The organism is Paenibacillus sp. J22P169, from assembly GCF_059691995.1.
Map to the genome: position 1 here is coordinate 1 of NZ_JCAUAO010000021.1, position 26,048 is coordinate 26,048.

Annotated in this window: 26 protein-coding genes, 8 tRNA genes and 2 rRNA genes; 6 read left to right on the forward strand and 30 right to left on the reverse strand. The window is 45.9% G+C overall.

Annotated elements, in window-relative coordinates:
• A 16S ribosomal RNA gene (locus AC58QG_RS36035) occupies positions 1-108 on the reverse strand; the annotation flags it as partial.
• A gap of 383 nt (positions 109-491) precedes the next feature.
• On the reverse strand, positions 492-1,361 hold the full coding sequence (locus AC58QG_RS36040) for a nucleotidyltransferase-like protein (RefSeq protein WP_497366757.1): 870 nt from the start codon (positions 1,359-1,361) through the stop codon (positions 492-494).
• Between the two features lie 125 nt (positions 1,362-1,486).
• On the opposite strand from AC58QG_RS36040, the gene AC58QG_RS36045 reads away from it, so the two are divergent.
• Positions 1,487-1,891: a YgzB family protein gene (locus tag AC58QG_RS36045; protein WP_497366758.1), complete on the forward strand. Its 405-nt coding sequence runs from the start codon at positions 1,487-1,489 to the stop codon at positions 1,889-1,891.
• Between the two features lie 71 nt (positions 1,892-1,962).
• On the opposite strand, the gene AC58QG_RS36050 is transcribed toward AC58QG_RS36045, so the two are convergent.
• From AC58QG_RS36050 to AC58QG_RS36100, 11 genes are all read right to left on the reverse strand, one after another.
• Complete coding sequence (locus AC58QG_RS36050; protein WP_497366759.1) at positions 1,963-3,666, reverse strand: glycosyl hydrolase family 18 protein; 1,704 nt, start codon at positions 3,664-3,666, stop codon at positions 1,963-1,965.
• A 124-nt stretch (positions 3,667-3,790) separates the two neighbouring features.
• Positions 3,791-4,225, reverse strand: coding sequence for a peroxide-responsive transcriptional repressor PerR (gene perR / locus AC58QG_RS36055; protein WP_056620600.1), 435 nt, complete (start codon positions 4,223-4,225; stop codon positions 3,791-3,793).
• 100 nt (positions 4,226-4,325) lie between these two features.
• Positions 4,326-4,910 carry a hypothetical protein gene (locus AC58QG_RS36060; protein ID WP_497366760.1) on the reverse strand — a complete coding sequence of 195 codons (585 nt, stop codon included), beginning with the start codon at positions 4,908-4,910 and terminating at the stop codon, positions 4,326-4,328.
• A 32-nt stretch (positions 4,911-4,942) separates the two neighbouring features.
• Positions 4,943-5,251: a hypothetical protein gene (locus AC58QG_RS36065; RefSeq protein WP_497366761.1), complete on the reverse strand. Its 309-nt coding sequence runs from the start codon at positions 5,249-5,251 to the stop codon at positions 4,943-4,945.
• The gene (locus tag AC58QG_RS36070) at positions 5,202-5,804 is read right to left on the reverse strand and encodes an RNA polymerase sigma factor (protein WP_497366762.1); all 603 of its coding nucleotides are present in this window, start codon (positions 5,802-5,804) and stop codon (positions 5,202-5,204) included. The genes AC58QG_RS36065 and AC58QG_RS36070 overlap by 50 nt, the downstream gene beginning before the upstream one ends.
• 58 nt (positions 5,805-5,862) lie before the next feature.
• Entirely contained in the window at positions 5,863-6,570 is a 708-nt protein-coding gene (locus tag AC58QG_RS36075; RefSeq protein ID WP_497366763.1) for an MgtC/SapB family protein, read from the reverse strand.
• A 76-nt stretch (positions 6,571-6,646) separates the two neighbouring features.
• Positions 6,647-7,108, reverse strand: coding sequence for a GNAT family N-acetyltransferase (locus AC58QG_RS36080; protein ID WP_497366764.1), 462 nt, complete (start codon positions 7,106-7,108; stop codon positions 6,647-6,649).
• A 91-nt stretch (positions 7,109-7,199) separates the two neighbouring features.
• Positions 7,200-8,648: an Asp-tRNA(Asn)/Glu-tRNA(Gln) amidotransferase subunit GatB gene (gatB, locus tag AC58QG_RS36085; RefSeq protein WP_497366765.1), complete on the reverse strand. Its 1,449-nt coding sequence runs from the start codon at positions 8,646-8,648 to the stop codon at positions 7,200-7,202.
• Positions 8,649-8,684: 36 nt separating this feature from the next.
• Positions 8,685-10,142 (reverse strand): Asp-tRNA(Asn)/Glu-tRNA(Gln) amidotransferase subunit GatA, encoded by a 1,458-nt coding sequence (gene gatA, locus AC58QG_RS36090; protein WP_497366766.1) that lies wholly within the window; start codon positions 10,140-10,142, stop codon positions 8,685-8,687.
• Positions 10,143-10,169: 27 nt separating this feature from the next.
• Positions 10,170-10,457 carry an Asp-tRNA(Asn)/Glu-tRNA(Gln) amidotransferase subunit GatC gene (gene gatC / locus AC58QG_RS36095; RefSeq protein ID WP_056620610.1) on the reverse strand — a complete coding sequence of 96 codons (288 nt, stop codon included), beginning with the start codon at positions 10,455-10,457 and terminating at the stop codon, positions 10,170-10,172.
• Between the two features lie 159 nt (positions 10,458-10,616).
• Positions 10,617-10,997, reverse strand: coding sequence for an ATPase (locus tag AC58QG_RS36100; protein ID WP_171636363.1), 381 nt, complete (start codon positions 10,995-10,997; stop codon positions 10,617-10,619).
• A 142-nt stretch (positions 10,998-11,139) separates the two neighbouring features.
• On the opposite strand from AC58QG_RS36100, the gene AC58QG_RS36105 reads away from it, so the two are divergent.
• Together AC58QG_RS36105 and AC58QG_RS36110 are read left to right on the forward strand one after the other, a co-directional pair.
• Positions 11,140-11,460: a DUF3817 domain-containing protein gene (locus tag AC58QG_RS36105; protein WP_497366767.1), complete on the forward strand. Its 321-nt coding sequence runs from the start codon at positions 11,140-11,142 to the stop codon at positions 11,458-11,460.
• 94 nt (positions 11,461-11,554) lie between these two features.
• Positions 11,555-12,949 carry an MATE family efflux transporter gene (locus AC58QG_RS36110; protein ID WP_497366768.1) on the forward strand — a complete coding sequence of 465 codons (1,395 nt, stop codon included), beginning with the start codon at positions 11,555-11,557 and terminating at the stop codon, positions 12,947-12,949.
• Between the two features lie 89 nt (positions 12,950-13,038).
• Here AC58QG_RS36110 and AC58QG_RS36115 read toward each other — a convergent pair whose 3' ends face one another.
• The 3 genes from AC58QG_RS36115 to tkt are packed head-to-tail and all read right to left on the reverse strand — an operon-like array spanning position 13,039 to position 16,303.
• On the reverse strand, positions 13,039-13,530 hold the full coding sequence (locus AC58QG_RS36115) for a NanQ anomerase/TabA/YiaL family protein (RefSeq protein ID WP_497366769.1): 492 nt from the start codon (positions 13,528-13,530) through the stop codon (positions 13,039-13,041).
• A gap of 53 nt (positions 13,531-13,583) precedes the next feature.
• Positions 13,584-14,240, reverse strand: a complete 657-nt coding sequence (gene fsa, locus AC58QG_RS36120) for a fructose-6-phosphate aldolase (RefSeq protein ID WP_497366770.1) — start codon at positions 14,238-14,240, stop codon at positions 13,584-13,586.
• 35 nt (positions 14,241-14,275) lie between these two features.
• Positions 14,276-16,303, reverse strand: coding sequence for a transketolase (tkt, locus tag AC58QG_RS36125; protein ID WP_497366771.1), 2,028 nt, complete (start codon positions 16,301-16,303; stop codon positions 14,276-14,278).
• Positions 16,304-16,417: 114 nt separating this feature from the next.
• Between tkt and AC58QG_RS36130 the strand changes: the two genes are divergently transcribed.
• On the forward strand, positions 16,418-17,311 hold the full coding sequence (locus AC58QG_RS36130) for a LysR family transcriptional regulator (RefSeq protein WP_497366772.1): 894 nt from the start codon (positions 16,418-16,420) through the stop codon (positions 17,309-17,311).
• Positions 17,312-17,604: 293 nt separating this feature from the next.
• Here the strand turns inward: AC58QG_RS36130 and AC58QG_RS36135 are convergent, their stop codons facing one another.
• Genes AC58QG_RS36135 through AC58QG_RS36145 form a run of 3 tightly spaced genes read right to left on the reverse strand, consistent with a single transcriptional unit; the run spans position 17,605 to position 20,419 of the window.
• A complete protein-coding gene (locus tag AC58QG_RS36135) occupies positions 17,605-18,618 on the reverse strand; it encodes a zinc-binding alcohol dehydrogenase family protein (RefSeq protein ID WP_497366773.1) in 1,014 nt (337 codons plus the stop codon).
• A gap of 29 nt (positions 18,619-18,647) precedes the next feature.
• On the reverse strand, positions 18,648-19,592 hold the full coding sequence (locus tag AC58QG_RS36140) for an aldo/keto reductase (protein WP_497366774.1): 945 nt from the start codon (positions 19,590-19,592) through the stop codon (positions 18,648-18,650).
• A complete protein-coding gene (locus AC58QG_RS36145) occupies positions 19,589-20,419 on the reverse strand; it encodes an amidohydrolase family protein (RefSeq protein ID WP_497366775.1) in 831 nt (276 codons plus the stop codon). The genes AC58QG_RS36140 and AC58QG_RS36145 overlap by 4 nt, the downstream gene beginning before the upstream one ends.
• Before the next feature lie 145 nt (positions 20,420-20,564).
• Between AC58QG_RS36145 and AC58QG_RS36150 the strand changes: the two genes are divergently transcribed.
• Positions 20,565-21,434: an AraC family ligand binding domain-containing protein gene (locus tag AC58QG_RS36150; RefSeq protein ID WP_497366776.1), complete on the forward strand. Its 870-nt coding sequence runs from the start codon at positions 20,565-20,567 to the stop codon at positions 21,432-21,434.
• Positions 21,435-21,443: 9 nt separating this feature from the next.
• On the opposite strand, the gene AC58QG_RS36155 is transcribed toward AC58QG_RS36150, so the two are convergent.
• Positions 21,444-22,745, reverse strand: coding sequence for a (Fe-S)-binding protein (locus AC58QG_RS36155; RefSeq protein ID WP_497366779.1), 1,302 nt, complete (start codon positions 22,743-22,745; stop codon positions 21,444-21,446).
• 31 nt (positions 22,746-22,776) lie between these two features.
• Complete coding sequence (locus tag AC58QG_RS36160) at positions 22,777-24,192, reverse strand: FAD-linked oxidase C-terminal domain-containing protein (RefSeq protein ID WP_497366777.1); 1,416 nt, start codon at positions 24,190-24,192, stop codon at positions 22,777-22,779.
• A 158-nt stretch (positions 24,193-24,350) separates the two neighbouring features.
• Between AC58QG_RS36160 and AC58QG_RS36165 the strand changes: the two genes are divergently transcribed.
• Complete coding sequence (locus tag AC58QG_RS36165) at positions 24,351-25,052, forward strand: FadR/GntR family transcriptional regulator (RefSeq protein WP_497366778.1); 702 nt, start codon at positions 24,351-24,353, stop codon at positions 25,050-25,052.
• Between the two features lie 58 nt (positions 25,053-25,110).
• Here AC58QG_RS36165 and AC58QG_RS36170 read toward each other — a convergent pair.
• From AC58QG_RS36170 to rrf, 9 genes are all read right to left on the reverse strand, one after another.
• A tRNA-Leu gene (locus AC58QG_RS36170) sits at positions 25,111-25,189 on the reverse strand.
• Positions 25,190-25,195: 6 nt separating this feature from the next.
• Positions 25,196-25,275: transfer RNA gene (locus AC58QG_RS36175), tRNA-Leu, on the reverse strand.
• A gap of 64 nt (positions 25,276-25,339) precedes the next feature.
• A tRNA-His gene (locus tag AC58QG_RS36180) sits at positions 25,340-25,412 on the reverse strand.
• A gap of 27 nt (positions 25,413-25,439) precedes the next feature.
• Positions 25,440-25,515: transfer RNA gene (locus AC58QG_RS36185), tRNA-Thr, on the reverse strand.
• Between the two features lie 16 nt (positions 25,516-25,531).
• Positions 25,532-25,607: transfer RNA gene (locus tag AC58QG_RS36190), tRNA-Phe, on the reverse strand.
• 25 nt (positions 25,608-25,632) lie between these two features.
• Positions 25,633-25,709, reverse strand: a tRNA-Asp gene (locus tag AC58QG_RS36195).
• 17 nt (positions 25,710-25,726) lie between these two features.
• Positions 25,727-25,802 (reverse strand) — tRNA-Val (locus AC58QG_RS36200).
• A 16-nt stretch (positions 25,803-25,818) separates the two neighbouring features.
• Positions 25,819-25,893: transfer RNA gene (locus tag AC58QG_RS36205), tRNA-Glu, on the reverse strand.
• 48 nt (positions 25,894-25,941) lie between these two features.
• Positions 25,942-26,048: ribosomal RNA gene (gene rrf, locus AC58QG_RS36210) — 5S ribosomal RNA — on the reverse strand; the annotation flags it as partial.

Below are 26,048 nucleotides of genomic sequence, written 5' to 3' on the forward strand. Positions count from 1 at the left end.
ACTCACCCGTCCGCCGCTAGCTTACCCCGAAGGATAAACCCGCTCGACTTGCATGTATTAGGCACGCCGCCAGCGTTCGTCCTGAGCCAGGATCAAACTCTCCATAATAGTGAACGATTGCTCGTCCTATTCGAAAGCTTAATTGCTCATTTGCGTTGCTAGCGAGATTTTGCAATCTCTTTTTTGAACGATTTCTCGTTCGTGCTTACTCACTCGTTGTTCAGTTTTCAAAGATCAATTTGTTTCGTTTTTTTCGTCATCCGTTTAGCGGCGACTTTTATAATATATCACATTCGAACCACTCAATGCAAGCTTTTTTTATTTTTCTTTTTTCTAACTTCGCTTGAGATGATATAACTCGTTGGCTTCAAATGCGTTACCGTTTTTAGCGGCGAGAGTTAATTTATCATAGAATCGCAATCAAAGTCAAGCATTAAAATGAGAATAAAAAAAGAACCAGGAAAACACCTGATTCTTAAAGGTTTTATGCACTATATACTTGTATATCTCAGCTCGATTTCAGATGTGTGATCATCAATGATAACTGCTACTTCTTTAATTAAACCTTTTTTGACTAGTTTATTGAGTAACAAAGGAAGCTCTGACTTTATTTCAACTAACTGCGCATGATGTTGGAGTTCATCTGAGCTAAGCGGATGCTCGCTGTCCCTGAGGATTTGAATAAACGCCTCGCAACAACGCTCCATTTTGGACATAACCGAAAACTCGCAAGCAAGTAAAACAAGCTGAACCCGCTGCTTCAATGTCTCTTTACTCATCGTTAACTCTTCATAAAGCTTATAGACCCCGGGATTAATGGCACGAATCTGTCTCCATACCGTGATTTCAGGGTGATAGCCATCTTCCACAATAACAATGCGAGCCCAGTGATGAAGCGCTTCGAGAATGTTGTTATAGGCATCTAAGATGTGGTCATCGAGAATGTATTCTTTGCTTTGCAAATATTTACGCAAGAAATGTGAAAATTCAATAAGCAACTTCTGCTCACGCAAGTCCCCGGGAAATTCAAGTATTCGATGGCGCAGGCCTTCTAAATAAGTGTTCTGATCCAGAAGTATCTCCCCTTTTAACAGCCAGTGAAGAATATTGCGATTAACACCGTGCCGGATCCATTGCTCAATAGAAGCAGGATCTGTCCATCTTTCTTGTATCCGTGAATCGTCTCTTATATAATTAGTTATATGATTGTTCAGGCTCAGGTCGTTCGTTACTATTAAAAGCAACGTATCAAAACCATCTGTCAGTGAGGGAAGTTGCTTAGGATTGTCTACCGCCATGACGCTAATGATTCTAGGGTCATTCCGGAACTTAAGCAATAACTGCTCTTTATTAATTCCCATGGGTTTCCAAAGCTCCTGTCTCCGATTGTTTCTTACTTATTTCTACATGGGTGAATGGGTTTCCTGCTGATTTCTGTGACAAATCATACAAAACATGAGGTAGAAGAATTGGGGAGGAACAGAAAGTGCGATTTAGATCAAGTAAAGTAAATGAATTCCGCTTATGGGGACTTGTGATGACCATGGGTGGGATGCTGCTTATGATTATAGGACTTGCTGGCGTCGTTTTCGATTGGGGACAAGCTGGACGAGTAATTGCCGTCATCTTCATGATTATTGGAATGATCAGTGTATTGGTGAGTATGGGTATTTACTTCTGGGCGGGGATGCTTTCTACATCAGCAACTGTCATCGATTGCCCGGAATGCGGCAGACGAACGAAAATGCTGGGTAAAACTGACCGCTGCATGTTCTGTAAAACCATTCTAACGATTGATCCACAATATGAGCCGGTTGGTGAAAACGAAACGGCGGCCACACAATCTGCTCCATTCGAGCCAAGTCGTGAACACGAGCATAAGCCTCACTAGTTAAAAAAAGAAAGCCGAACCCAGAACTGGGTTCGGCTTTCTTTGGGATAAAAAGAATAATTGCCGCGTAATTATGGAGCAGTTGGTAAGGCATCCTTCGTGACTTGCCAAATTGCAGGCTTTTCAAATCCTCTTCTCCAAGAGGCTACACCAGCTAGATCATACTTTTCGACTAAAGCTAACCTCGCTTTTAAGGAAACTTCATCCTCCAGCCAAATGCGAATCAGTTTATTTCCGTCTTTGTATTCCACATAATTTTGACCTGTATCTGCTAAAAAAGTAGGCGTAAGCTTCTTATCCTTGATAATAGCTTGCGCAGCTTCCATAGTTAGTGTCTTGGAGGTAGTAGTAAATTTGCCATTCTTCGTCTCTTCGGTCCACTGACGCGTATAGAATGGTACGCCGAGTACAAGCTTAGATGGCGGTATTTTATCCGTTGTCAGAAGCGTTGTAACGGACCTTTCTACCCATGGTAAGGAAGAGACCGAACCAGACTTCGGACTCGTGGCCCAGTACTCGTCATAGGCCATTACCATCATATAATCGACTACTTCTGCTAAGGCCGGTCTATCGTAGAACATGGACCACATTTCATTGGTCGATTTAGGTGTTACATCTATGGACACCGATAGGCCCTGTGCATGCATAAGCGGCGTCATTTCACGTACGAATTGGACGAGGTTTTCTTTATCTTTGAGATATACATTTTCAAAATCGATATTAATACCTTGAAGGTTGTAAGTCTGGGCAAAGCCAAGCAATTGCTTAATAATTTTCATACGTAGATCATAGTTGGCTAATACCTTGTTCGTCCGATCTGCATCAAAGCCATTACTAAACAATGCCCATACTTGATAGTTGTTATCGTGCGCCCATTTCACATACGAGGCATCCGCTAAGTTGCTGACTCGCCCTTCACTATCTGCTACTGAAAACCAAGTTGGACTTATGACTTGCAGTCCAGGCATCTCACCGATCTTAGATGTGTCCGGATTCTTCGAAATGACATGTTCCCAAGTCATATTGAGCTTTCCGGCAATTGGCTTCCATGGCACATAGGTAGACGATGACTTCTCTTGTTGGGGGATCGTTTCCTCATGATCCTCCGTGATTTCGCTCTTTCGAACGAATCCAATCGGGCCGCTCTCTAGCTGCACTTTGTACCAATTTTCTTCGCTTCCTAACAGCATAACCTGTTCATTTACAGCAATGGTCGAGACAATCGGCGCTTTTATTGTAGCCTCCGTTCGTAATTGAGACTCTTTCTTCCCTGTTTGCTTCCCCCACTTGATAACATCGCCTTGTTTAAATAACAAGACTGCACCTGATTTTGCTGATTCGCGAATTTCAAATGGATACAGCTGCTTCAATGGTTCAATCGGCAGGTAGATCGTATCTTCCTTCTTTTCAACGGGAAAGGATAATGAGAATGGTTTCTCATTCATCATTGCTGATAGCTCTGTTGTCTTCATTCGCATGACTTTATCTTTCGTGGTTAAAATGACAGACTCGCTACTCTTCTCATATATAATCGTTGGATCGATCCATTTCTGAACGAGATCAAGAGGAAGCTTCAGACCTTCCTTTTCTCCAAGTGCACTCGATTTATAGTAACTGCCTTCATAAAAAATCGGCTTTGTCAGTTCATGAAAGTCTGGCTCAACGTGTGCACGGTTAGGTGCTAGCTGTTTTACAAGAAATGTGCCCGCACCTGCCGCGAACAACCCTAAACATAATGCACTAATCAGTATTATTTTATTAGATGATTTCAACATTTCACTTCCTTTTGAGCAATTATTAAAGCAATAAAGAAAAAACGTGTCCGCTCTTCGTTAAAGAAGGGCCGAACACGTTTCATTATACAACATGAAAGCACAAAATGATGAATTCTACGTTTAGTTAATGCTTGGTAGTAACCGTACAATCCGGACATACGCCATAGATTTCAAGTCTGTAACCGCCAACTTGGAAGCCCGTATGCAACGCTGCTGTTGTCTCGATGTCTGACAATGGAGGGTATTCAAAATCAGAAATTTTCCCGCAAACCTCACAAACCGCATGATAATGATCTGTCATATCGGCATCAAAACGACTCGAGCTGTCCCCGTAAGTTAACTCCCGAACAAGTCCCGATTCGATAAATACTTTAAGATTATTGTAAACAGTCGCAACGCTCATGTTAGGAAATTTCGATTCCAGAGATTTGTAAATATCATCCGCTGTCGGATGAGTCATAGAATCCAACAAAAAGGAAAGAATCGCATACCGCTGGGGCGTCATCCGAACACCTGTTGTTTTCAACTTTGCTAAAGCCTGTTCTAAATGTGCTGCCATGGTACTCACCGCCTGAATTAGTCATTAAAACCTTACATTATATTGTACGTGTGTTCTTCGACTTTTGTCAATGATGGTTATGCGAATCATAGCCAAGAGATCATTTATTTTTCCGAGAATCAAAGACGAACATAGCAACTCCCGCAAGAACGAGAATACTCGATCCCGCAAAAGATCCCATCAGATTGAAAAGCGCTGAAAACCAATTAGGCTTATTACTAAGCATAAAAATCAAGCCGCCAGCAATGATCAAGATAACCCCTATGTTCGTCCCTTTCATCAACTTTTGGAGAGGATCGTTCATATCTGTGTCGTAAGAGCTCGCTGCGAACTCACCTAGCTCAAACCGTCTGTTCACATGTTCCGTTAGTTGAAGGGCATCGAACAGATTATAGCAGTAAATCACAGGAATAAATAAAGCGAACAGTGTCACAGTGGGTACACTCGCATCATGACTGTCTACCAATGCTGTAATCGTAAAAATATCTAAAATCAACAGCATCATGATAAACAACCCGCGCTGCATAAGACCTAGATAAAAATGTCCCGCTCCAGGAAGAATGAAAGAAAGTACACCTGCAGCCCATTTACGTTTTCTAGAAATCGGATAATACGGCGTAAATGGTGGATAGGGAGGATGATTTGAGTAATCAGGCATATGTGGGTGGTCTTTGTGAATGTCCATTCGGATAGCCTCCATTTCCATTTCATTTGTACTTACAAATATTGAGATAAATTCTGAATATACCCGGTCAATTGAGAGATGTCCGATGCAAGATGTATTATTCGGCCAATCATTCCTGATTGAATCAGAAGAACGGTTGCTGCAATGGCGATGGCTCCATTCATCCAGGGCCTGTTCATGCTTCGTTGTGGATGACCCACAGGACTTGTCGATTCTACGGGTCCTATTGCGTGCATAATGCGGTCTGTCATCGTAGAACTCGGTTCACTTAACGGCATCTCATTCAGGAGCTTATTCAGGTACTGCTCGAGTTGTATGTCTTCCTTGCGCCCCAACGTCATGAACGTTCACCTCCAGCCATTTTTCTTTGAGCATCGCTTTTCCGCGGTAGAGCCTTGTTTCTAACGTTTTGATAGGAAGTCCAGTAATCTCACTCATTTCTGAATACGATAACTGTTTAAAATGATACAGCACCATAACAATCCGATACTTGTCCGGAAGACGAGAGAGCAACTCCTGCACTTGCATTTGCTCATCCTTCCGCACGGCGATGGACTCGGGCTCTTCTCTAGTATCCGTAAACCAGCCTATCATTTTATCCAGCAGCGCTTCATAGGGCCTGCGCTTCTGAACCCGTCGAAAGTCGAGCACGAGATTCGTTGTTATGCGATATAGCCACGTAGTCAGCTTTGCATCTCCGCGAAAATGACCCAGGGATCGATACAGCTTTACAAAAACTTCCTGGGTTAAGTCCTCAGCTGTTTCCTTATGACCAATCATGCGATACACCAACGTATATATGTAACTCTTATGGCGCTCCACGAGAATGCGGTAGGCATCAGAATGACCCTGACGGATCTCTTCTACTAGTTGTTCATCCGTCAATTCATCCATGCTAGCCCCCCTTTTCCATGCATCCATAAGCTTAGACGTTCATCTCAAGGTAACCCCTTCAATTTTTACTATTTTCTATGGCCACACCAGTAACACCTTGAATTTGATTGGTTTCTTCGAGCACATGGCCAATAATAGATGGCTTTGGAATTGTAACATGAAACGTAATTTGAACGTGATTCGCTCTACTTGCGTCTTCTGACTCTTCTAGTTTAATTTGTTTTATATCTATTTTGCTTTTTCCTAGAATCGTTGTGATTAACCCTAAAGTACCTGGTTGATCAACTGCTTGTATTTTTAAAATGCGTACTTTCTTCCCATTGAAATACTTATGCTCAACTTTATTTAGAATCCATAATGATATCAGTACCATGAAACAAACTAAGACAGCTGGATAGTAAAAACCCGCTCCAATCGCAAGACCAATTCCTGCAACAACCCATAGCGATGCTGCCGTCGTAAGCCCCGTAATAGATCTCCCGTTGAACATAATCGTCCCCGCACCCAGAAAACCAATACCACTAATGACCTGAGCTGCTAACCGAGATGGATCGATACGCACATTGACCTCATTCACAAAAGCACTAAACCCGTACATGGAAAGCAGCATGACAAGAGCGGAACCGACACATACCAAAATATGCGTGCGCAGTCCTGCAGCATGAGAACTAACCTCACGTTCAAATCCAATTAATCCGCCAAGTAAAAGTGCTAATACAAGTCTAATTGTCACATGCAACTGATCAATAACCCAAGGATTCTCCATTTTGTAAACGCTCCCTTTTTACTTCATAATAGAACTCTTCGTCAAGGAGAAGCTGATCAACTACTAATTTAGGCTTCTAGAAGCCCGTAGCAGGACGCTCGAATGTTGTCAAACTAACACCCGGCGGAACAGTGAAAACACGTCTAACAATGAAATCATACCCCTCATAGAGCCGAATGGCTGGCAAATTCGCAGACCCCGTGGATACGATAAATCGAGTAGCTCCCTCTCTCTCTTGTTCTATCAGTATATGCTGTAAAAGGGAACTAGCGATTCCCCTGCGAAAAAAATTGGGATGAACCATCATACGGCAAATCGTCACAATGCTACCTTCACGTTCATACGAAATCGCGCCTGCAAGTGTCCGATCCTCATGATCAGTAACAAAGTAACCATAGAAGGTTTCCTTCACTTCGCGTATAGACTGGATGCCATCCTTCAAGGGTGGGATATCATCAAAGCCGATCAGTTCAGCCTCCACACGGTAGGAAGCTATTTGAAGTGCAAGTAGGGTTAAGATTTCTTCATTCGTTTGCAATTGTAGTCGCTGGATAGTCAGTGGAATCACTCCTACGGATAGAATTGAAAAAAGTGGTGCCCTAACTACGAGGAGCACCACTTCTACCTTATCATTTACTGTTCAAGCACTCCACAATTAATTTGTTGACGAGTCCTGGATTTGCTTTACCTTTGGTTTCTTTCATGACTTGTCCGACTAGGAAGCCTACGGCTTTTTCCTTACCAGCTTTGAAATCTGCAACGGATTGCGGACTGTTCTCAACAACTTGCTCAACAACCGCTTTAATTGCACCTTCGTCACTGATTTGAACAAGTCCTTGCTCTTCAACAATCTTCTGCGGTTCTTTCCCCGTTTCGATCATTTCTTTAAACACAGTTTTGGCAATCTTATTGGAAATCGTGCCTTTCTCGATTAAACCGATCATCTCGCCTAATCCTTTGCCTGTGACTTTGGCATCGGTAAATTCAAGTGAGTTCGCGTTCAGATAACCAAGTAAGTCACCCATAATCCAGTTCGAGACAGCCTTGGCATCTTGGGTATATTTCAAACTTTCTTCGAAGAAATCAGCCATCTGCATGGAAGCTGTGATTACAGCCGCGTCATAGCTAGGTAAGCCGTATTCAGTGCTGTATCTCGCTTTACGCGCATCTGGCAATTCAGGAATTGAAGCTTGCACACGCGCTTTCCACGCATCATCGATATAAAGACTGACTAAATCCGGGTCTGGGAAATAGCGATAATCGTGCGCATCTTCTTTGCCGCGCATTGCGAGAGTTTTGCCTTGCGTTTCATCCCAACGGCGAGTTTCTTGAATAACTTCTTCCCCGCTTCTGAGAATCTCCGCTTGACGGTATTCTTCATACTCAAGTCCACGCTGTACGCCACGGAAGGAGTTCATGTTCTTGAGCTCGGCACGAGTACCGAATTTCTCTTGCCCGAACGGCCGGATGGAAATGTTCGCATCACAACGCAGCGAGCCTTCTTCCATTTTCACATCGGAAACATCGCAATAGATCATGATTGCTCTAATTTTCTCGAGGTAAGCACGAGCCTCCTCAGGTGAGCGCAGATCAGGTTCGGATACGATTTCGATCAACGGCGTTCCTGCACGGTTTAAGTCAACTAGGGAAGCGTAGCCGCCATCAATATGCGTCAGCTTGCCTGCATCCTCTTCCAAGTGAACACGCGTGACTCCGATACGTTTGGTAACTCCGCCAACTTCGATATCAACCCATCCGTGCTCGCCGATCGGTTTATCGTATTGAGAAGTTTGGTAAGCATCGGGTGAGTCTGGGTAAAAGTAGTTTTTGCGATCAAATTTACTGTCCGTTGCGATTGTACAATTTAGGGCCATTGCTGCTTTCATTGCATACTCAACCGCCTGACGATTAAGAACTGGCAATACACCCGGATGACCTAAACAAACCGGACATGTGTTCGTATTCGGAGGTGCTCCGAATGAGGTTGCACAACCACAAAATATTTTGGAAGCGGTATGTAGCTCTACGTGAACTTCAAGACCGACTACGGTTTCAAATTGGATATCTGTTGCCGACAAAGTGAATGCCTCCTTCGTTACTCTTGAACTAATAACTTACAATTGCGGGCGCTGCTTGTGGTGGTCTGTGTGCTGTTCGAAAGCGTGGGCTACACGCAAAACGGTAGCTTCATCCAATGCTTTGCCGATAATTTGCAAGCCAACCGGAAGTTCATTCACGAATCCGCATGGTACGCTAATTGCAGGAATACCTGCCAAGCTGACCGGAATGGTCATGATATCATTTAAATACATCGTTAGCGGGTCGCTGCTTTGCTCACCGATTCGGAACGCTGTTGTTGGAGCCGTTGGCCCGATGATGATGTCATAGTTATTAAACACTTGATCAAAGTCTTGCTTGATCAATGTACGAACTTGTTGAGCTTTCAGGTAATACGCATCATAATAGCCAGAGCTTAACGCGTAAGTACCTAGCATGATCCGACGCTTAACCTCAGGACCGAAGCCTTCGCTACGAGATAAATTGTAAAGATCCAACAGATTGCGTGCATTATCTGAACGTACACCATAACGGATGCCGTCAAAACGAGCCAAGTTCGAGGAAGCCTCGGAAGAAGCCAGCAAGTAATAAGTTGCTACAGCATACTCGGAATGTGGAAGCGTTACTTCTTCCCATACTGCGCCGAGACCCTCAAGTACTTTGAGTGCTTCGAGAATTTTCTCTTTAACTGCTGGGTCGATCCCTTTTCCCATGTACTCTTTGGGTACCCCAATGCGCAGACCTTTGACGTCCCCGGTCAATGCGCTTAGGTAGTTCGGGATCTCTACATTCGCAGAAGTGGAATCCTTAGGGTCATAGCCTGCGATAGCTTGCATAGCGTACGCAGCATCTTCTACGTTCTTCGTTAGCGGCCCGATTTGGTCAAGAGAGGACGCGAAAGCGACCAAACCATAGCGGGACACGAGTCCGTACGTCGGCTTCAGACCGACGATACCGCAGTAAGCTGCCGGTTGGCGAATAGAGCCACCGGTGTCAGAGCCCAGCGCGAAGTACACTTCGCCTGCTGCAACGGCTGCGGCTGAGCCACCGCTGGAGCCGCCTGGCACATATTCAGTGTTCCACGGATTGTGAGTTGGGTGGAACGCGGAGTTCTCGTTGGAGCCGCCCATCGCGAACTCATCCATGTTGAGCTTACCGATCGTAACCGCTTGCGCTTCCTTAAGCTTGCTCACGACAGTCGCATCATAAATCGGAATATGATTGGATAAGAATTTGCTTGCGCAGGTTGTTTTCAAACCTTCGGTTACCATGTTGTCTTTGATGCCGATGGGCAAACCGAATAAATCGCCACGAGTTGCATTGCTTAGAAGCTGCTCGTCCAGCTTAGCAGCCGTCTGACGAGCATTCTCTTCATCTAATGTAAGGAAAGCGCGAACCTTGCTCTCCACTTGCCCAATTCTTGTATAAGATTGATCCACGAGGTCTGAAACCTTAATTTCTTTGCTTTGCAGCTTCGCGTGGATTTGTTGTAGGTTTAATTCAAACAAAGACAACGACAGGCACTCCCTTTCATCTCTAACTTATTCTAAAACAGCAGGAACCTTGAACTGCCCATCCTCATGATCTGGTGCGTTCAGCATTACTTTTTCAATTGGCAAAGACGGCTTCGCAACATCCTCACGCATGACGTTTACTAACGGCATCGCATGACTGGTTGGCACAACACCCTCCGTATTCAATTGATTGAGCTGCTCGGCATATTTTAAAATGGCATTAAGCTGATCTGTAAATAGATCTTTTTCGGTATCATTGAGATCGAGTCTAGCCAGCTTGGCCACATGATCGACATCTTTCTTCGTTATGCTCACGTATTCTACACCCCTTGTATCAGCGTTTAGTCATTCTTTTCATTATATCCCAGAAATTTTGCGAACTCAATCCAGAATAAGGATTGGGAATAGATGGGGATCCCACAAATGCCAACGTATAAAAAAAACGACGGCGCACTTCCACCGTCGCATGCTATTTTAAATCCAGGCTTTCAGCCCGATTTGTTTAATAAATTCTTCACGGGACTGTACTTCCTTGTCCCTTTCCTTCTCTGGCTCAGTGGCGGACTCGCCATTCATAATTTTGCGGAATAAGGCTTCATTGTTCGTTGCGAGGGCGTAATCTATTAAAGCTTCTCTCTCAACTTGCTCCGCCTCTTGCTGAAGAAGCACTTCTTCAAGTTCGATATCCGTCGCAGTTACATAGTAATGTTTGTTCTCCTTAGGGACACGTACGACATAGTCGAAAATGTTATCGTTATTTCGGTCATAAGCAATTAAATAGCCATATCCGCCAATAGGCAGATTCTGTTCTAAACGATCAGCAATGAAGATAATTTTCTCGCCAAGACGAAGCATCTGCTTTCCCCCTACCTATATATAACGCTCAAATGAGTCTATGAATGCATGGAATACGTTCTATTGCCTATCGTACTAAAAAAACTAGATTGTGTCCAATTGACATCACTTGTTCATACTGCATTCATATTTCTAGCTTAGGATGAATTTACTTTCATTCATAAAGGAGTTGCTTACTGTGTTACAACGTTCTTTACAAACATTGCGCTATGTCGGCTGGGCGGAGGGTTCCTCTTTTCTCATTCTACTAGGTATTGCCATGCCACTTAAATACGCGTTCGATCTGCCACAAGCTGTTTTTGTCGTAGGGGTTGCTCATGGATTTCTATTTGCGCTCTATCTGCTATCGATTGCTTGGGTCACACTTCTGCATCGCTGGTCCTTTGGACGAGTACTCGCAGCTTTCATTGCGGCATTTATTCCATTTGGTCCGTTCTTATTCGATCGTTGGATCCGACATTAGACACTTCAATCCGTAAAATTTCAGAAAGCAGCATGAAACTGATATAGTAGTGAGAAAATGATTCTATCGAACAAGTGAATTTACGGAGGAAATCATGCCAGAGCCATCATCATCTCCAAAAGCTCGCCCCTCACTAACGGAGGGCCCGATTACGAAGACATTGATCTTATTTTCACTGCCTATCCTATTAGGCAACGTTCTACAGTCCTTGAATGGGTCGATCAACACGATTTGGATCGGTAAGTATCTTGGCGAGGTTGCCCTTGCTGCTACTTCGAATGCGAACATTATTATGTTTTTCTTAATTAGCTCCATCTTTGGGATCGCTATGGCTGCCGTCATTCTGATCGGCCAAAATCTCGGTGCTAAGAAGGTTCAAGAGGCCAAAAAAGTAGTCGGAACAAGTACCGTCTTTTTCCTCGTGCTATCTATTGTTGTTGCCTTATTAGGATGGATCTTCTCCCCCACGATCTTGGATTGGATGAACACCCCGCCAGATGTCAAAGAGTTTGCCGTTACGTATACGCGAATTATGTTCGCAGGTGTTCCGTTTATGTTTGGTTATAACTTGATTATGGCCATTCTAAGAGGCTCGGGAGATGCGAAAACCCCGTTCTACTTCTTGCTTTTATCCGCTGTCCTCGACGTCGCACTCAATCCTTTGCTCATACAAGGGATGGGGCCATTCCCGAAAATGGGTATTGCCGGCTCCGCCGTAGCGACATTTATTGCCCAATTGGTCAGCTTCGTACTTCTCATTGCTTACTTGTATAAGAAGAAGTACTTTCTTCGTATTACCAAAGAGGATATTCCCTTGCTTCGAATTAATTGGACTATCATTCGGACACTGATTCAAAAAGGGCTGCCGATGGGCTTAAATATGGTCGTTGTTTCTCTAAGTAACCTGATGCTGGTTCATCTCGTGAATGCCTATGGGTCTGAATCCACCGCAGCTTTCGGAGTGGCGATGCAAATATCCAGCTACGTTCAGATGCCGGCAATGGCCATTGGTGGAGCCGTGACTTCAATGGCCGCGCAAAACATTGGCGCCGGGAAATGGGATCGCGTCAACCGGATCACTTGGACAGGCGTCGGAGTTAATATCTTGATGACAGGATTGATTGTAGTCGTGCTCCACCTGTTCAATCGTGAAGTCGTTTCATTCTTCCTGCCTCCAGAAGGAAAAGCGATTGATATTGGCGTTCATATTAACAATATTACGCTATGGTCGTTCATTATTTTTGGCATCTTCAATGTCGTTGCTGGTGTTGTTCGGTCTGCGGGATCTGTCGTGTTCCCTCTCATCGTTGCATTTGTTGCACTGCTGCTCGTTCGCATTCCGCTTGCCACTGTGCTTTCACACAAGTACGGCTTCGATGTGATTTGGTGGAGCTTTCCAGTCAGCTTCAGTGTAGCAGCTACCTTGAACTTGCTCTATTACCGCTTCGGAAAATGGAAGCAAGCTCGAATGATGGCAAGTAAAGCCTAACAGCATAAACAAAAACTAACAAAAGCTAAAACAAAACCTAAGCAAAAAGTCTGCCCAGCCGAGGAAATTGGCTTGAGCAGACTTTTTTGCTACAGATGCAGCAGATTTTTATGTATTTTGATAACAATCTTCTTATTCGTTGTTGATTCCGTAATGAGGCAATTCGGGCGATGAATATCCGACGGGAAGCACACAGCAAACATGCCGGGTTTGAGCAAAATATCCGTCTCATTCTGGGCAGAATCGGATGCATAGAAGGCGACGTCATGCGTCTCAAATTTGTTATCTATGATTTCAGCACCTTCATGTAGCTTATAGAAACAAAGTCGTTCCTCGCCGCTCACCAGAAACTGAATATCCGTATAAACAATATGAGACTCTGGCAACTGCTCTTCCCTTGGACGCGTCACGGATTCTTGCACATTGGCATACATCAAATGGCCATTATCGCCTTCCAAATCATACCGCCCTACCTCTACTTCTCCCAAATTCCGATTCAAAATGTAGTCGATACCTCGCGCTACAGCCTCCGGCCATAGATGCCGTTCTTGCTCAAAATGCTTCACATCACTGATAATCATCGTCATTGGCTCCTTTTAAAAAGACCCGCCCTGGCGGGCGAGTCATCTTTTTTTTAGAACTTTTCTTGATTAGCGCCTTCCCAATCAGCAAGGAACTTCTCAATGCCCGCATCTGTCAGCGGGTGTTTACTCATCGATTCTATCACCTTGTAAGGCACTGTAGCAATATGTGATCCCGCAAGTGCTGCTTCAATAACGTGAGCGGAGTGACGCACACTCGCAGAAATAATTTCGGATTTGATGCCGTGTACTTGGAAAATCTGGCTAATTTCTTTAATTAAGTTCATTCCGATTTGGTTGATATCATCCAAACGCCCAATAAACGGAGATACATACGTTGCACCTGCACGAGCAGCAAGCAAAGCTTGTGTCGAGCTGAAGATCAGCGTCACGTTTGTTGGAATGCCAAGCGATCTAAACACGCTAGTCGCTTTCAGTCCGTCCAACGTCATTGGCAGCTTAATAACGATATTCGGGCTTAATGCCGCAAGCTTCTTGCCTTGCTCGACCATTTCGTCTGCCTTCAAGGAAACAACTTCTGCACTGATTGGCACATCGCCAACGATCGAGATGATTTCTTTCACAGTTTCAAAAAAGTCTCTACCTTCCTTAGCGATCAATGAAGGGTTAGTGGTTACACCTGCAACTACTCCTAATGCGTGCGCTTTACGAATTTCTTCTACATTGGCTGTGTCGATAAACAATTTCATCTCTGTATCCCTACCTTTTCTCCCGCTATGGGTGCTTATTGGAAATACTTCTGTCTGATTTGCCCAACGATTGCTTCTGCGGTAAAGCCATATTCACGAATGACGCGATCTGCTTTCGCTGATGCTCCGAACTTGCGGATGCCGACAACGAAGCCGTCTTGTCCCGTAATTTCTTCCCATCCAGCCGGATAAGCCATTTCCATCACAACATTGTTACGCACGTGAGGCAAAATAATCGCATTCCTTACCTCTTCTGGCTGCTGCTCGAACAATTCACGGCTTGGCATGGAAATAACACGAGCTCCAATACCATCTTGCGCCAACTGCTTCTTCACGTCAAGTGCTAAGCTCACTTCTGAGCCTGTCGCAATGAGTTGCAAATCAACTGTTTCGCCAGAAGCCACATCAGCTAGTACGTAAGCCCCTTGATGAATATGGTCAAAAGCAAGTGTATCTGTACCTGGAAGCACCGGTAAGTTTTGACGCGAAAGCGCGAATACGAACGGGCCTTCCTTCGCTTGAAGGACATACTCCCAAGCAGCGGCTGTTTCATTCGCGTCCGCAGGACGGAACAACGTCAGATCCGGAATCATCCGCAGGGATGGGATCTGTTCAATCGGCTGATGCGTCGGACCATCTTCGCCGACAGCGATGCTGTCATGCGTGAAGACGTACGCAACCGGGATCTTCATCAGCGCGGACAAACGAATCGCCCCGCGAAGGTAATCACTGAACACGAGGAACGTACCGCCGAAAGCGCGCAGTCCACCGTGAAGCAGCATGCCGTTCAGCGCTGCGCCCATCGCGAATTCCCGGACGCCGAACCAGAAGTTGCGGCCGCTGTAATCTGCTGCGCTGAATGCCGCAGCATCGCCGATCATGGTGAAGTTGGAGCTCGCTAGGTCGGCAGAGCCGCCTACTAGATGAGGTACACGCTTCGCCAAGCCGTTAATCACTTTGCCAGATGCGGTACGCGTCGAGATCGCGCCGCTCTCTGGGGTGTAGCGCGGCACATCGGCGTTCCAATCCGCCGGCAGGTTGCCGCTGTTCGCGAGCTCGAATTGCTTCGCGAGCTCGGGATAGGCAGACTGGTAGCTGTTCCACAGCTGCTCCCAGGCTGCTTCTGTTTGAGCGCCCACCTGCTTGTGGTGGGCGAAGTGGGTGTAGACCTCAGCCGGGACGTAGAAGTCCGGCTCGAGGGGCCAGCCCAGAGCTTGCTTCGTCAGAAGCAGCTCGTCTTTGCCTAGCGGCGAGCCGTGCGTGCCGCCGTGGCCGCCCTTGCCGGCTTTGTTCGGCGAGCCGAAGCCGATAGTTGTTTTGATCTCAATCAGCGTCGGGCGATTGAGATCGGCCTTGCCTTCTGCGATCGCCGCAGAAATGGCATCGACGTTGTTCTGTTCTTCCACACGGAGGTACTGCCAGCCATAGGACTCGAAACGCATCTTGACGTTCTCGGAGAACGACATATTCAAGTCACCATCAAGCGAAATATCATTAGAATCATATAGGACAACTAGCTTGCCTAGTTTAAGATGACCTGCAAGGGATGCCGCTTCCGAAGAGACTCCCTCCATCAAGTCACCATCTCCACAAATCGCATATGTGAAATGGTCTACGACAGGGAAATTCGGCTTGTTGTATACGGATGCTTGATGCGCTTCTGCCATCGCCATCCCAACAGCCATTGCTACGCCTTGACCAAGTGGTCCCGTCGTTGCTTCTACACCAGCTGTATGACCATACTCCGGATGGCCTGGGGTGCGGCTTCCCCATTGACGGAATTCCTTGATATCGTCCAAAGAAACATCATAGCCGCTTAGGTGAAGCAAACTGTAAAGCAACATGGAGCCGTGCCCTGCAGATAGTACGAAACGATCACGATCCACCCATTTCGGGCTAACTGGATTGTGTTTCAAATGACGTGTCCAAAGCGCATAAGCCATCGGCGCTGCTCCCATCGGCATACCAGGGTGACCCATAGCTGCTTTCTCAACAGCATCAATCGTAAGCGTTCTAATCGCATTAATGCTTAATTCTTCGATTCCAACCGTTGTTCCATTCAATGAGATACGCCTCCATCTATAAGGTTGTTTTTCAAGCTTTATCTCTTTATTATAAGAGGAGATGAAACATTCAAATAATTGATAGTTTCGATACTCGCTATAGAAGGTGTCTATATGGTTAATTTCGAGTTGTATAAAGTATTTTACTTAACAGCGAAATCCGGAAGCCTGTCCAAAGCGGCCAAAGAGCTGTATATCACTCAGCCTAGTGTCTCTCACTCCATCAAGTTGTTAGAGGAATGCCTTGGGCTTCCTTTGTTTGCTCGTACGTCCAAGGGTGTTGATCTCACTAAAGAGGGGGCAATTCTCTACTCTTATATTGAACAAGCCTACAACTTCATCTCCCTGGCGGAGGAGAAGTTGAATGAGCTGCGAAATTTCTCAAGTGGTGAAATCAAAATCGGTGGCAGTGATTCCTTATGTAAACACTATTTGCTTCCTTTTCTAGAATCGTTTCATGTCCAGTACCCACATATTCAAATAAATTTGGTGCATGGGACGACACCAGAAATAATAAAGAATTTAAAAGAAGGCAAAATTGACATCGGCATTGTAAGAACACCTATTCATGATGAGCAGCTTCAGATACGTGAAGGGATCACAATCCAGGATTGCTTTGTTACTGGCCCTAAGTACAAAGAGCTGTCCGAAGGGCTAGTTACACTCGAAGAGCTGCTGACTTATCCGATCATCTTATTTTCAAGTAATAGCTCCTCACGGAAGTTCGTCACGCGTTTATTCAGCGATAATGGCTTGTTATTGGAACCTGAGATTGAACTTGGCAGCGTGGATTTACTGATTGAATTCGCGAAAATTGGCTTCGGTGTTTCCTTTGTTACGAAGGAATTTGTAGCAAGGGAATTGGCGGAGGGCAGCTTATTCGAAGTGAATCTGGAGGCAACGATACCGTCTACGAAAATAGGAATTATCACGCTGAAGAACATGCCGTTATCAACTGCAGCTGCTGCATTTGTGGCTGAGTTGGAGAATCCAGGGCAGTTGATCTGAAACAATAGACAACTTAACTGGAAAAACTACAGCTAATTCAGTTGAAACTAGTCAAACGGAGCGCATAACTGGATTTCCTCCAGCTAAATTCGAGCATTTTTCTAGAGTCCACTGACATCGCTGAAATTAACTGCGTATTTTCCAGTTATTCTTTCAAAAAGACTAAATCCCGCGAGATTAAATGTATTGTATCCAGTTATACTCGCGTGGAGCCAGGGGGAGTAGCTTGTGGTGTAGAAATACCCACAAGCCGAAAAAACACACGCAGCTCTCCACTGCGTGTGTCCCTTTTTTTAGAAACATACCATCGCCTTAATAACCTTCGACTCCGGCTTCAGCCAAGTTTCGAATTGATCCACCATACCCTCGAAGGAGGAACGGTGCGTAATATAGCGCTCGACGTCGATGCTACCTGCCACTAATGCGCTGCGCACAGTGTCAAAATCCTCCATGGTCGCATTCCGGCTGCCCATTAACGTAAGCTCCCTCTTGTGGAAGTCGGGATCATGAAAAGCAATATCCGCCTTCACCAGCCCGACGTACACAAGCTTGCCGCCATGAGCGACAAGACCGAAGGCGTCAGTCATTGACCTAGCATTCCCAGTTGCGTCGAAGACGACGGTCGGAAATTCGCCATTCGTTAGCTCAGCTAGCTTTTCCTTCGGAAGTTGGAGTGCATTCACAGTATGATCAACGCCTGCCCAATCCTGGCAAAACGCTAGTCGCTCCTCATTAATATCCATCGCAATGACATTAGCGCCAAGCTGCTTCGCCAATATCATAACCCCAAGCCCAATGGGACCTGCTCCGATCACTAACGCGGTTTCCCCCGTACGAAGCTCTGATCTTCGCACCGCATGTGCACCGATACTTAGAGGTTCTAGCATCGCCGCTTGATCAAGCGTAAGGCCAACTGCTTTTATCAAATGACTCACAGGAAGAGATACACGCTCTACCATCCCCCCATCAATATGTACCCCCAGCACCTTCATGTCTGTGCAGCAATTTGTTTTGCCATTACGGCACGCTATACATTCCCCACAATGCATGTAGGGTACGACACTGACGAGATCACCAATCGCCACATCCGTAACACCCTCACCAAGCTCCTCCACATATCCTGCCAGCTCATGCCCCAGAATGCGCGGATAGCTAAAAAACGGCTGATTCCCTTTAAAAGCATGTAAATCTGTGCCGCATATGCCAATTCGCTGAATACGAACGAGTGCTTCACCTTGACCTACGGTTGGTTCCACTACCTCGACATACTTTAATTGCTCGATTTGTTCACAGACGATCGCTTTCATGTTTGCCCCCTTCCCGAACTAAAACATGCTTAAACATAGGTCTTTTCGTTATATTCTGGTCTCCCACTAATCCATGAAAGATTATGAATAGGCTCCAAAATCGCCAACACCTCTTGTAGGAGCTCTGTGTCCATAGGCTCATCCGTCCATTGGATGTTTTTGCGGATGTTATCCGGGTTGGCTGTACTGACTAGCGTTGTAGGAATCCGCTCATTCGCTGTCGCATACTGAACAGCAAGCTTCGCAATGTCTGTCCCTTTTCTCGCGCAATGATCAGCGGCTTGCTTGCATAATCGTTGAATTTCGGCAGAAGCTGGATGCCATTTCGCTGCCGGTCTTGTACTCAGCAGGCCCATCGCAAGCGGTGAAGCATTCACTAATCCCACACCATGCTGCTCAAGCAGGGGAACTACATCCAGTAAAGATGTATCATTCAGCGCATAGTGGCAGTAAGACAAAACGGAGTCCAACTCTTTGTGAGCCAGCGCCTTCTCAAACACGGACATCGGTAACCCGGATACCCCGAAATAACGAATTTTTCCTGACTGCTTCAATTCATCTAGTGCCGGAAATGCCCCCTCAAGAACATTACGGAATGGCGAGAACTCAATATCATGCAGGTATAAAATATCGATATAGTCCGTTTGGAGCCGTTTCAAGCTTTCATCCACACTTTGAAGGATACGTGCTTTGGAGAAATCGAACTCATCTGCGCCGTATCTTCCTGCCTTTGTTGTTAGAATAAAACGGTCTCGGTCTAGTTGCGCAATGGCTTTGCCTAGCACCGTCTCGGCTTTCGTTAATCCATAATACGGCGACACATCGATTAAATTAATTCCCATATCCACGGCCGTGTGAACCGTTCGGATGCTTTCATCCTCATTGGTTTCACGGAAAACAGAACCAAGTGACGATGCTCCGAAGCTCAGGACTGAGACATCGAGCCCTGTTTTGCCCAATTTACGATATTTCATAATTTATAGAACTCCTTCGCATTCAGTCCGAATAAACGAGCTCGATCATCTTCCGACCAACTATTAGGCAAGGATTGGGTCACGATACCGACAACATCCTCATACTCAGCCGCGAGTAAACAAACTGGCCAATCGCTTCCGAACATCACACGCTTAGTTCCGAAACTCCCCAAAATATGCTGGACATAGTCAGTAAAATCTTCTGGCTTCCAATCTGAATAGCTAGCTTCGGTCACCATGCCTGAAACCTTACAGTAGATGTTCGGATGCTTCGCAATCTCCGACATCTGGCTTTTCCATGGTTCGATTATCCCTTTGGCAATCGACGGCTTAGCAATATGATCAATCACCGCGCGTAAACCGGGCACTAGCTCCAATAGCTGGATAACAGGTTCTAACTGATGAGCGACTACGAGCAGATCAACGGGCACATCTTCCTTAGCGAAATAACGTAAGGCTTCTACAAAATGCGGCTGAAGGATAACTTGTGCATCAGGAAGCTCTTGAATCATAACCCTGAACCCTACGTAGTTCGGATGCTGACTGCTGTTTTTATAATGAATAAGATAATCTGGATCGTCCAGATCAAGCCAACCGACAACACCGGCGATCGAATCTGTTGTCTCACTTAAGGCAAGCAAATAATCCGTTTCTTCTAACGTTGGCGCGGCTTGAACCACAATGGTCTTATCTAAGTTGAACTGTTGGAGCTGTGGCAGCAAATCATTCGGTAAATAATCACGATTTAAAACGGGCAGCGCTGGTGTAATCCATCCATAGTCCCCCCGGTCGATCTTCCAATAATGCTGATGTGCATCGATACGCATGGCGATTCTCCTCTTCCTTCACCTAAAATGATATCGCTTTCTTATATTGTATCATCATTATTACGATATGAAATATCGATATCTAGCATAACTATACGGTTTTTTGATATTATTGAACTACATTGAAACAGAAGGAGATGCGTTCGTGGATCCTATTCGTAAAATTTTCGAAAGCCAGGACACCTTCTCCATGTCCTTTGCTTATAAAAACACAAAAAGCTCGCAAAGCGAGCTTCCTGATCATTTCCACGAATGGTATGAAATTGTGTATGTGTATCGGGGGAGAGGCACATTCTTTATTGATCACACCTTTTATGATATGAAGCCAGGTGACCTGTTCCTCATTCCCGGCAACACGATTCACCGGGCAACCCCAGATAAAGAAGAACCTGTGACGTCCACTGCAATTTACTTCTCTCCAAGCATGATCCAGGCACCCCAGTTAGGCGATGACTTCTCCTATTTGCATAGCTTTGAGCAAGCCGCGACATGTCGGAATTACAAATTGGAAACTCGATTACCACAGAGTCAGCAAGTGGATCATCTCCTAGAGACCATACACCACGAGTTTAAGCATCCTAGCTTAGGTTACCGCCAAGCCATCATCCTGCAATTGCTTCAATTATTGCTCTACATCCAACGTAATGTCGAGGCTGATGCCAAATCCCTGACTGCCGACTCGCTAGTTGGTCCCTTATGGATGAGAGAGATCCTACTCTATATTGATCAGCATTTCTGTGAAGACATCGGACTCCAAACGTTATCGAAGCAAGCTTCCGTTACTCCAGCTCATTTCAGCAGGGTCTTTAAGCAGTTGATCGGAATGAATATCACCACTTATATTATGACCAAGCGCATCATCCGTGCGAAGCAGCTTCTTCACGAAAGTGATGCCAATGTTAGTACAATTGCAGAATTGTGCGGATTTGAAAGCTTACCCCATTTTCACGCGATGTTCAAAAGAGTACTTGGCATGACGCCTGCGGTTTCTCGAAAATCATTTAGTTCTTACTAAATGAGGGAGTTATGCCTCTTGCTTCACCAATCGGTCGTATAAAAAGTCAGCGATATGAACAGCTTCCATCTTGCCGGTTTGCCCATGTTTATCAATACCTAACTTCATCTGAAGTAAGCATCCTGGATTGCTTGTAACCACATAGGACGCTGTAGTCGCATTCACATTTTCCATCTTATGTTCCAGGATTTGATTCGCCATGTCAGGCTGCGTCATATTATAAATACCCGCGGAACCACAGCATGAGCCAGAATCCTTCATTTCGATATAGGCGGTGTTACTGATCCTTTGCAGCAGTTGCTTGGTTGGTTGGCTGCCTTTCATCACGTTACGAAGATGGCAGGATTCCTGGTACGTAACTCGCGTTGGACCTTGGTGAGATAACGTATCAGCAAAACGAAGAGGTCGACCTTTCTCCACAAGAATAGAGCTGATATCCTTCACACGCTTCGCAAACCAAGTTGAGGCTTCCTTCCACTCTTCCTCATCATGTAGCAGATGATCGTACTCCACAAGAATTGCTCCACAACCTCCTGCATTCGAAACGATATAATCGACTCCTGCCTCTTGGAAAGCGCGAATGTTACTTTTAGCCAATTGCTTCGCTTGATCACTTTCACCGCTGTGTGCATGGAGAGCCCCGCAGCAGTTCTGCGATTCAGGAATGACCACATCGAAACCAGCTTCAGTCAAAAGCTTCACCGTACTAATATTTGTTTCTGTGAATAAAACGTCCATCAAACATCCGCGGAACATCCCTACTGTCCCAAGCTTTTTACCTTTAGCTGGTATAAAGGTGCCGAGCCGCTCAACAATCCCTTTGCCTGAAGCGTCGGGAAGTATTTTCTCCATAGTAGCCATATGCTTCGAGAATAAACCGACTACACCGGAACTTCTAACTAGCTTCTGGATGCCTGAAATTTTGTAAAAATTGAGGCCTGTCCCAAGCAGTTGCATCCTTCGTTGGGATGGGAATAACTCTTTAAATACAAGCTTGCGCACACCCTTTACCCACCATCTATGCTGGGTTGTATGCACTTCAATGGCATCGCGCGCCTGTTCGATTAATTGACCATATTTCACATCTGCTGGACAGGCAGGCTCACACGCACGGCAGCCTAAGCAGTGATTCATCTGATCTTCAAAGCGTATCCCTGGCTCCATAAGGCCATCCACAGCTGCTTTCATCAGAGAGATACGCCCTCGCGGAGACTCAGCCTCAATCCCGGTTTCTTTAAATGTCGGACAAGCTGGCAGGCAGAACCCACAACGCATGCAATTGGTTAATTGGTCATAGTCCAGTTTCTGCATTAACGTTTCCTGAAGTGTTGCTCCTTGGCCCTTAGACACGATCAATCACCACCCTGCGTCTGGATTCTTTTGCAAACATTTTGCCTGGATTTAAAATATGGTTCGGATCGAACGCATCCTTAATCCCCTTCATCATTGCGATCCCGCTGCTTCCCACTTTCCATTCTAGGAATGGCGCTTTCACTAGCCCAACACCATGTTCGCCAGTAATTGTTCCACCTAAACGAATCGCCGCCTCAAAGATCTCCTCAAATGCCGCTTCCACACGGTGAACCTCATCATGATCTCTTGCATCTGTAGTTGCCGTAGGATGTAGATTCCCATCTCCTGCATGACCAAAGGTGCAGATTTGAACATTATGCTTCGTAGCTATTCGATTGATCTCTAGAACCATCTCCGCGATTTTGGAGCGAGGCACAGTGGCATCCTCAAGTATCGTCGTTGGACGTAAGCGAGCAAGAGCGGTAAACGCACTGCGTCTTGCTGTTAGCAGCTTCAGCGCTTCCTCTTGTGTACTTGCAATGCTCACTTCATCTGCCAGCTCTTCTCTACAAATCTCTGAGATTCGAGCAATGTCGCGTTCAACCATTTCTGGCTCACCATCTTGTTCAATGAGCAAAATGGCAGCCATATCTAGCGGCAGTCCCAGTTTAGCAAAATCATCCACAACACGGATTGTCGGGTTATCCATGAATTCCAGGGTTGCTGGAATGATTCGGTTTTCGATGATTTTGGAAACAGTGCGCGCCGCGCCGTATAGGTCCTTGTACATCGCAAGCATCGTTTTCTTCGCCTTCGGAGGCGGAATTAGCTTCAGCGTTGCTTCTGTAATGACGGCAAGCGTACCCTCGGAGCCGACTAGCAGCTTCGTTAAATCATAGCCCGCAACATCCTTCATCAGCTTGCCGCCAGTACGCATAATTTCACCTGACGCAAGAACACACTCGAGTCCGATCACGTAGTCCTTTGTCGTGCCGTACTTTAACCCACGAAGTCCGCCCGAGCACTCCGCGATATTGCCGCCAATGGTGGAAATCGCCATCGAACTCGGATCTGGTGGGTAAAATAAGCCCAATCCCTCGATATGCTCGATGAATTGCTTCGTAATAATCCCAGGTTGCACGGTAGCTGTCAGATTCTGCAGATCGATATCAAGGATCGCATTCATGCGATGCATGACCATGACGATCCCGCCTTGCACAGGCACTGTACCTCCGCATAAATTCGTACCTGAGCCCCTGCTGATCAAAGGAATACGATGCTCATTCAGCACCTTCATAATCGCAGAGACCTGCGCAGTATCCTTTGGATAAATCACGCCGTCAGGCAAAGACTGGAGCATTGGCGTCCCGTCATACGAATGGGTAACAAGTGATTCCATATCATCTTTATAAAAGGCTTCGCCTACAATCCCTATCAATTGTTGTCTAACTGAATTGCCCAACATTTAGAATCCTCCCTTTAAACACGTAAACTTACTTTAGCTCATTTCACCATTTTTTAACCGCGGATAAGTGATCATGTGATCAGATGACTTTTATTCTATTTTAGCTTATGATGTAATAGATGTATAGAACTTTATCTAAGATTTTCAGGGGGATACCAATGGTTTTTCAGCAAATCCGACCCCAAAAGGGTTCGGAAATCGTGCTTCAACATATCAAAGCTCAAATTGAGGGAGGAACTTATACGCCCGGTTCCAAGCTGCCCACGGTTATAGATCTTGCGACAAGCTTTCAAGTTGGGCGTTCTACCATTAGGGAGGCTCTCAGCGGACTCAAAGCCATGGGTTGGGTTGATATTCGACATGGTGGAGGTACCTATGTAGTTGCACAATTACCGACAGAGACGAATAGCCTTTTTGACCACAGTGAGTCTCTTCAGGAAGTGCAGGAAGTGCGGAGATTTATTGAAGCTGGGTGTGCAACTTTAGCAGCCAGTCGACGTACGGACCATCATTTATCCGTGCTCAGAGAAATCCTTCACGAGATGGAAGCTTCACTCGAAAATGAAGAATTAAGCGAACAAGCTGATATTCGCTTTCATATGGCAATCGCCAAGGCTTCCCAGAATGCCCTCTTTATCGGTATGATGGAATCTTTGACGGAGCGACTGCAACAGAGCATGAAGGCTTCACGCCGTCTTTGGTTTTTTGCCGAACGTGCTTCCGCAGAGCAGCTTCTGCAAGAGCACCGCGACATTGTAGAAGCAATCGCCGCACAAGATGAGCAGCTTGCAGCAGATCGAATGTCTCAGCATATCGCCAAGGTGGATCAGGTCATTCAACAGCTCGCACCAAAAAACTGAATGCAGGAAAACAAAAAAAGCCTTACGCTGTAAGGCTTTTCGTGTATGTTGCTTTTGATACCGGCAAGAGGACTCGAACCTCCACCCTTTCGGACTCGATTTTGAGTCGAGCGCGTCTGCCATTCCGCCATGCCGGCATATGATGCGCGTAGAGGGACTTGAACCCCCACGGTCGCCCGCTAGATCCTAAGTCTAGTGCGTCTGCCAATTCCGCCATACGCGCATGCTGTAAATCAGGCAAATAATGAAGTTGCTAGCCTTGCGGCTGACTTCACTGTGAATTAATGGGCGGACGACGGGACTTGAACCCGCGAATGCCGGATCCACAAACCGGTGCGTTAACCCCTTCGCCACGACCGCCACATAAGTAAATCACTTTTGAAAAAATGGTGCCGTCGAGAGGACTTGAACCCCCAACCTACTGATTACAAGTCAGTTGCTCTACCAGTTGAGCTACAACGGCTTATTAAGTTTAAAAATGGTGGCTTTGGACGGAATCGAACCGCCGACACGAGGATTTTCAGTCCTCTGCTCTACCGACTGAGCTACAAAGCCAAACTAGTTGTTTCTTTTGTAAAAATGGCGGAGCTGACGGGATTCGAACCCGCGGTCTCCTGCGTGACAGGCAGGCATGTTAGGCCACTACACCACAGCTCCATGCTAAAATTCTATTATGGTGAACGCTGACGGGATCGAACCGCCGACCCCTACCCTGTCAAGGTAGTGCTCTCCCAGCTGAGCTAAGCGTTCATACATTTGTGAAAGATGGTGACCCGTAGGGGACTCGAACCCCTGTTACCTCCGTGAAAGGGAGGTGTCTTAACCACTTGACCAACGGGCCTTACTCGATGCCAGGGGTCTGGCAAAAAAAATACCCCAAAGGGTAACTGCTTGGCAACGTTCTACTCTCCCAGAACCCTGCGGTTCAAGTACCATCGACGCTGGAAGGCTTAACGGTCGTGTTCGAGATGGGAACGCGTGGATCCCTTCCGCCAT

Bases quoted from the DNA above. Each gene is read 5' to 3' on its own strand.
- AC58QG_RS36040 (WP_497366757.1), bottom strand. From the start codon at position 1,361: ATGGGAATTAATAAAGAGCAGTTATTGCTTAAGTTCCGGAATGACCCT.
- AC58QG_RS36050 (WP_497366759.1), bottom strand. From the start codon at position 3,666: ATGTTGAAATCATCTAATAAAATAATACTGATTAGTGCATTATGTTTA.
- perR (WP_056620600.1), bottom strand. From the start codon at position 4,225: ATGGCAGCACATTTAGAACAGGCTTTAGCAAAGTTGAAAACAACAGGT.
- AC58QG_RS36060 (WP_497366760.1), bottom strand. From the start codon at position 4,910: ATGGACATTCACAAAGACCACCCACATATGCCTGATTACTCAAATCAT.
- AC58QG_RS36065 (WP_497366761.1), bottom strand. From the start codon at position 5,251: ATGACGTTGGGGCGCAAGGAAGACATACAACTCGAGCAGTACCTGAAT.
- AC58QG_RS36070 (WP_497366762.1), bottom strand. From the start codon at position 5,804: ATGGATGAATTGACGGATGAACAACTAGTAGAAGAGATCCGTCAGGGT.
- AC58QG_RS36075 (WP_497366763.1), bottom strand. From the start codon at position 6,570: ATGGAGAATCCTTGGGTTATTGATCAGTTGCATGTGACAATTAGACTT.
- AC58QG_RS36100 (WP_171636363.1), bottom strand. From the start codon at position 10,997: ATGCTTCGTCTTGGCGAGAAAATTATCTTCATTGCTGATCGTTTAGAA.
- AC58QG_RS36105 (WP_497366767.1), top strand. From the start codon at position 11,140: ATGAATTTACTTTCATTCATAAAGGAGTTGCTTACTGTGTTACAACGT.
- AC58QG_RS36110 (WP_497366768.1), top strand. From the start codon at position 11,555: ATGCCAGAGCCATCATCATCTCCAAAAGCTCGCCCCTCACTAACGGAG.
- AC58QG_RS36115 (WP_497366769.1), bottom strand. From the start codon at position 13,530: ATGATTATCAGTGATGTGAAGCATTTTGAGCAAGAACGGCATCTATGG.
- fsa (WP_497366770.1), bottom strand. From the start codon at position 14,240: ATGAAATTGTTTATCGACACAGCCAATGTAGAAGAAATTCGTAAAGCG.
- AC58QG_RS36130 (WP_497366772.1), top strand. From the start codon at position 16,418: ATGGTTAATTTCGAGTTGTATAAAGTATTTTACTTAACAGCGAAATCC.
- AC58QG_RS36135 (WP_497366773.1), bottom strand. From the start codon at position 18,618: ATGAAAGCGATCGTCTGTGAACAAATCGAGCAATTAAAGTATGTCGAG.
- AC58QG_RS36140 (WP_497366774.1), bottom strand. From the start codon at position 19,592: ATGAAATATCGTAAATTGGGCAAAACAGGGCTCGATGTCTCAGTCCTG.
- AC58QG_RS36145 (WP_497366775.1), bottom strand. From the start codon at position 20,419: ATGCGTATCGATGCACATCAGCATTATTGGAAGATCGACCGGGGGGAC.
- AC58QG_RS36155 (WP_497366779.1), bottom strand. From the start codon at position 22,745: ATGCAGAAACTGGACTATGACCAATTAACCAATTGCATGCGTTGTGGG.
- AC58QG_RS36160 (WP_497366777.1), bottom strand. From the start codon at position 24,192: ATGTTGGGCAATTCAGTTAGACAACAATTGATAGGGATTGTAGGCGAA.
- AC58QG_RS36165 (WP_497366778.1), top strand. From the start codon at position 24,351: ATGGTTTTTCAGCAAATCCGACCCCAAAAGGGTTCGGAAATCGTGCTT.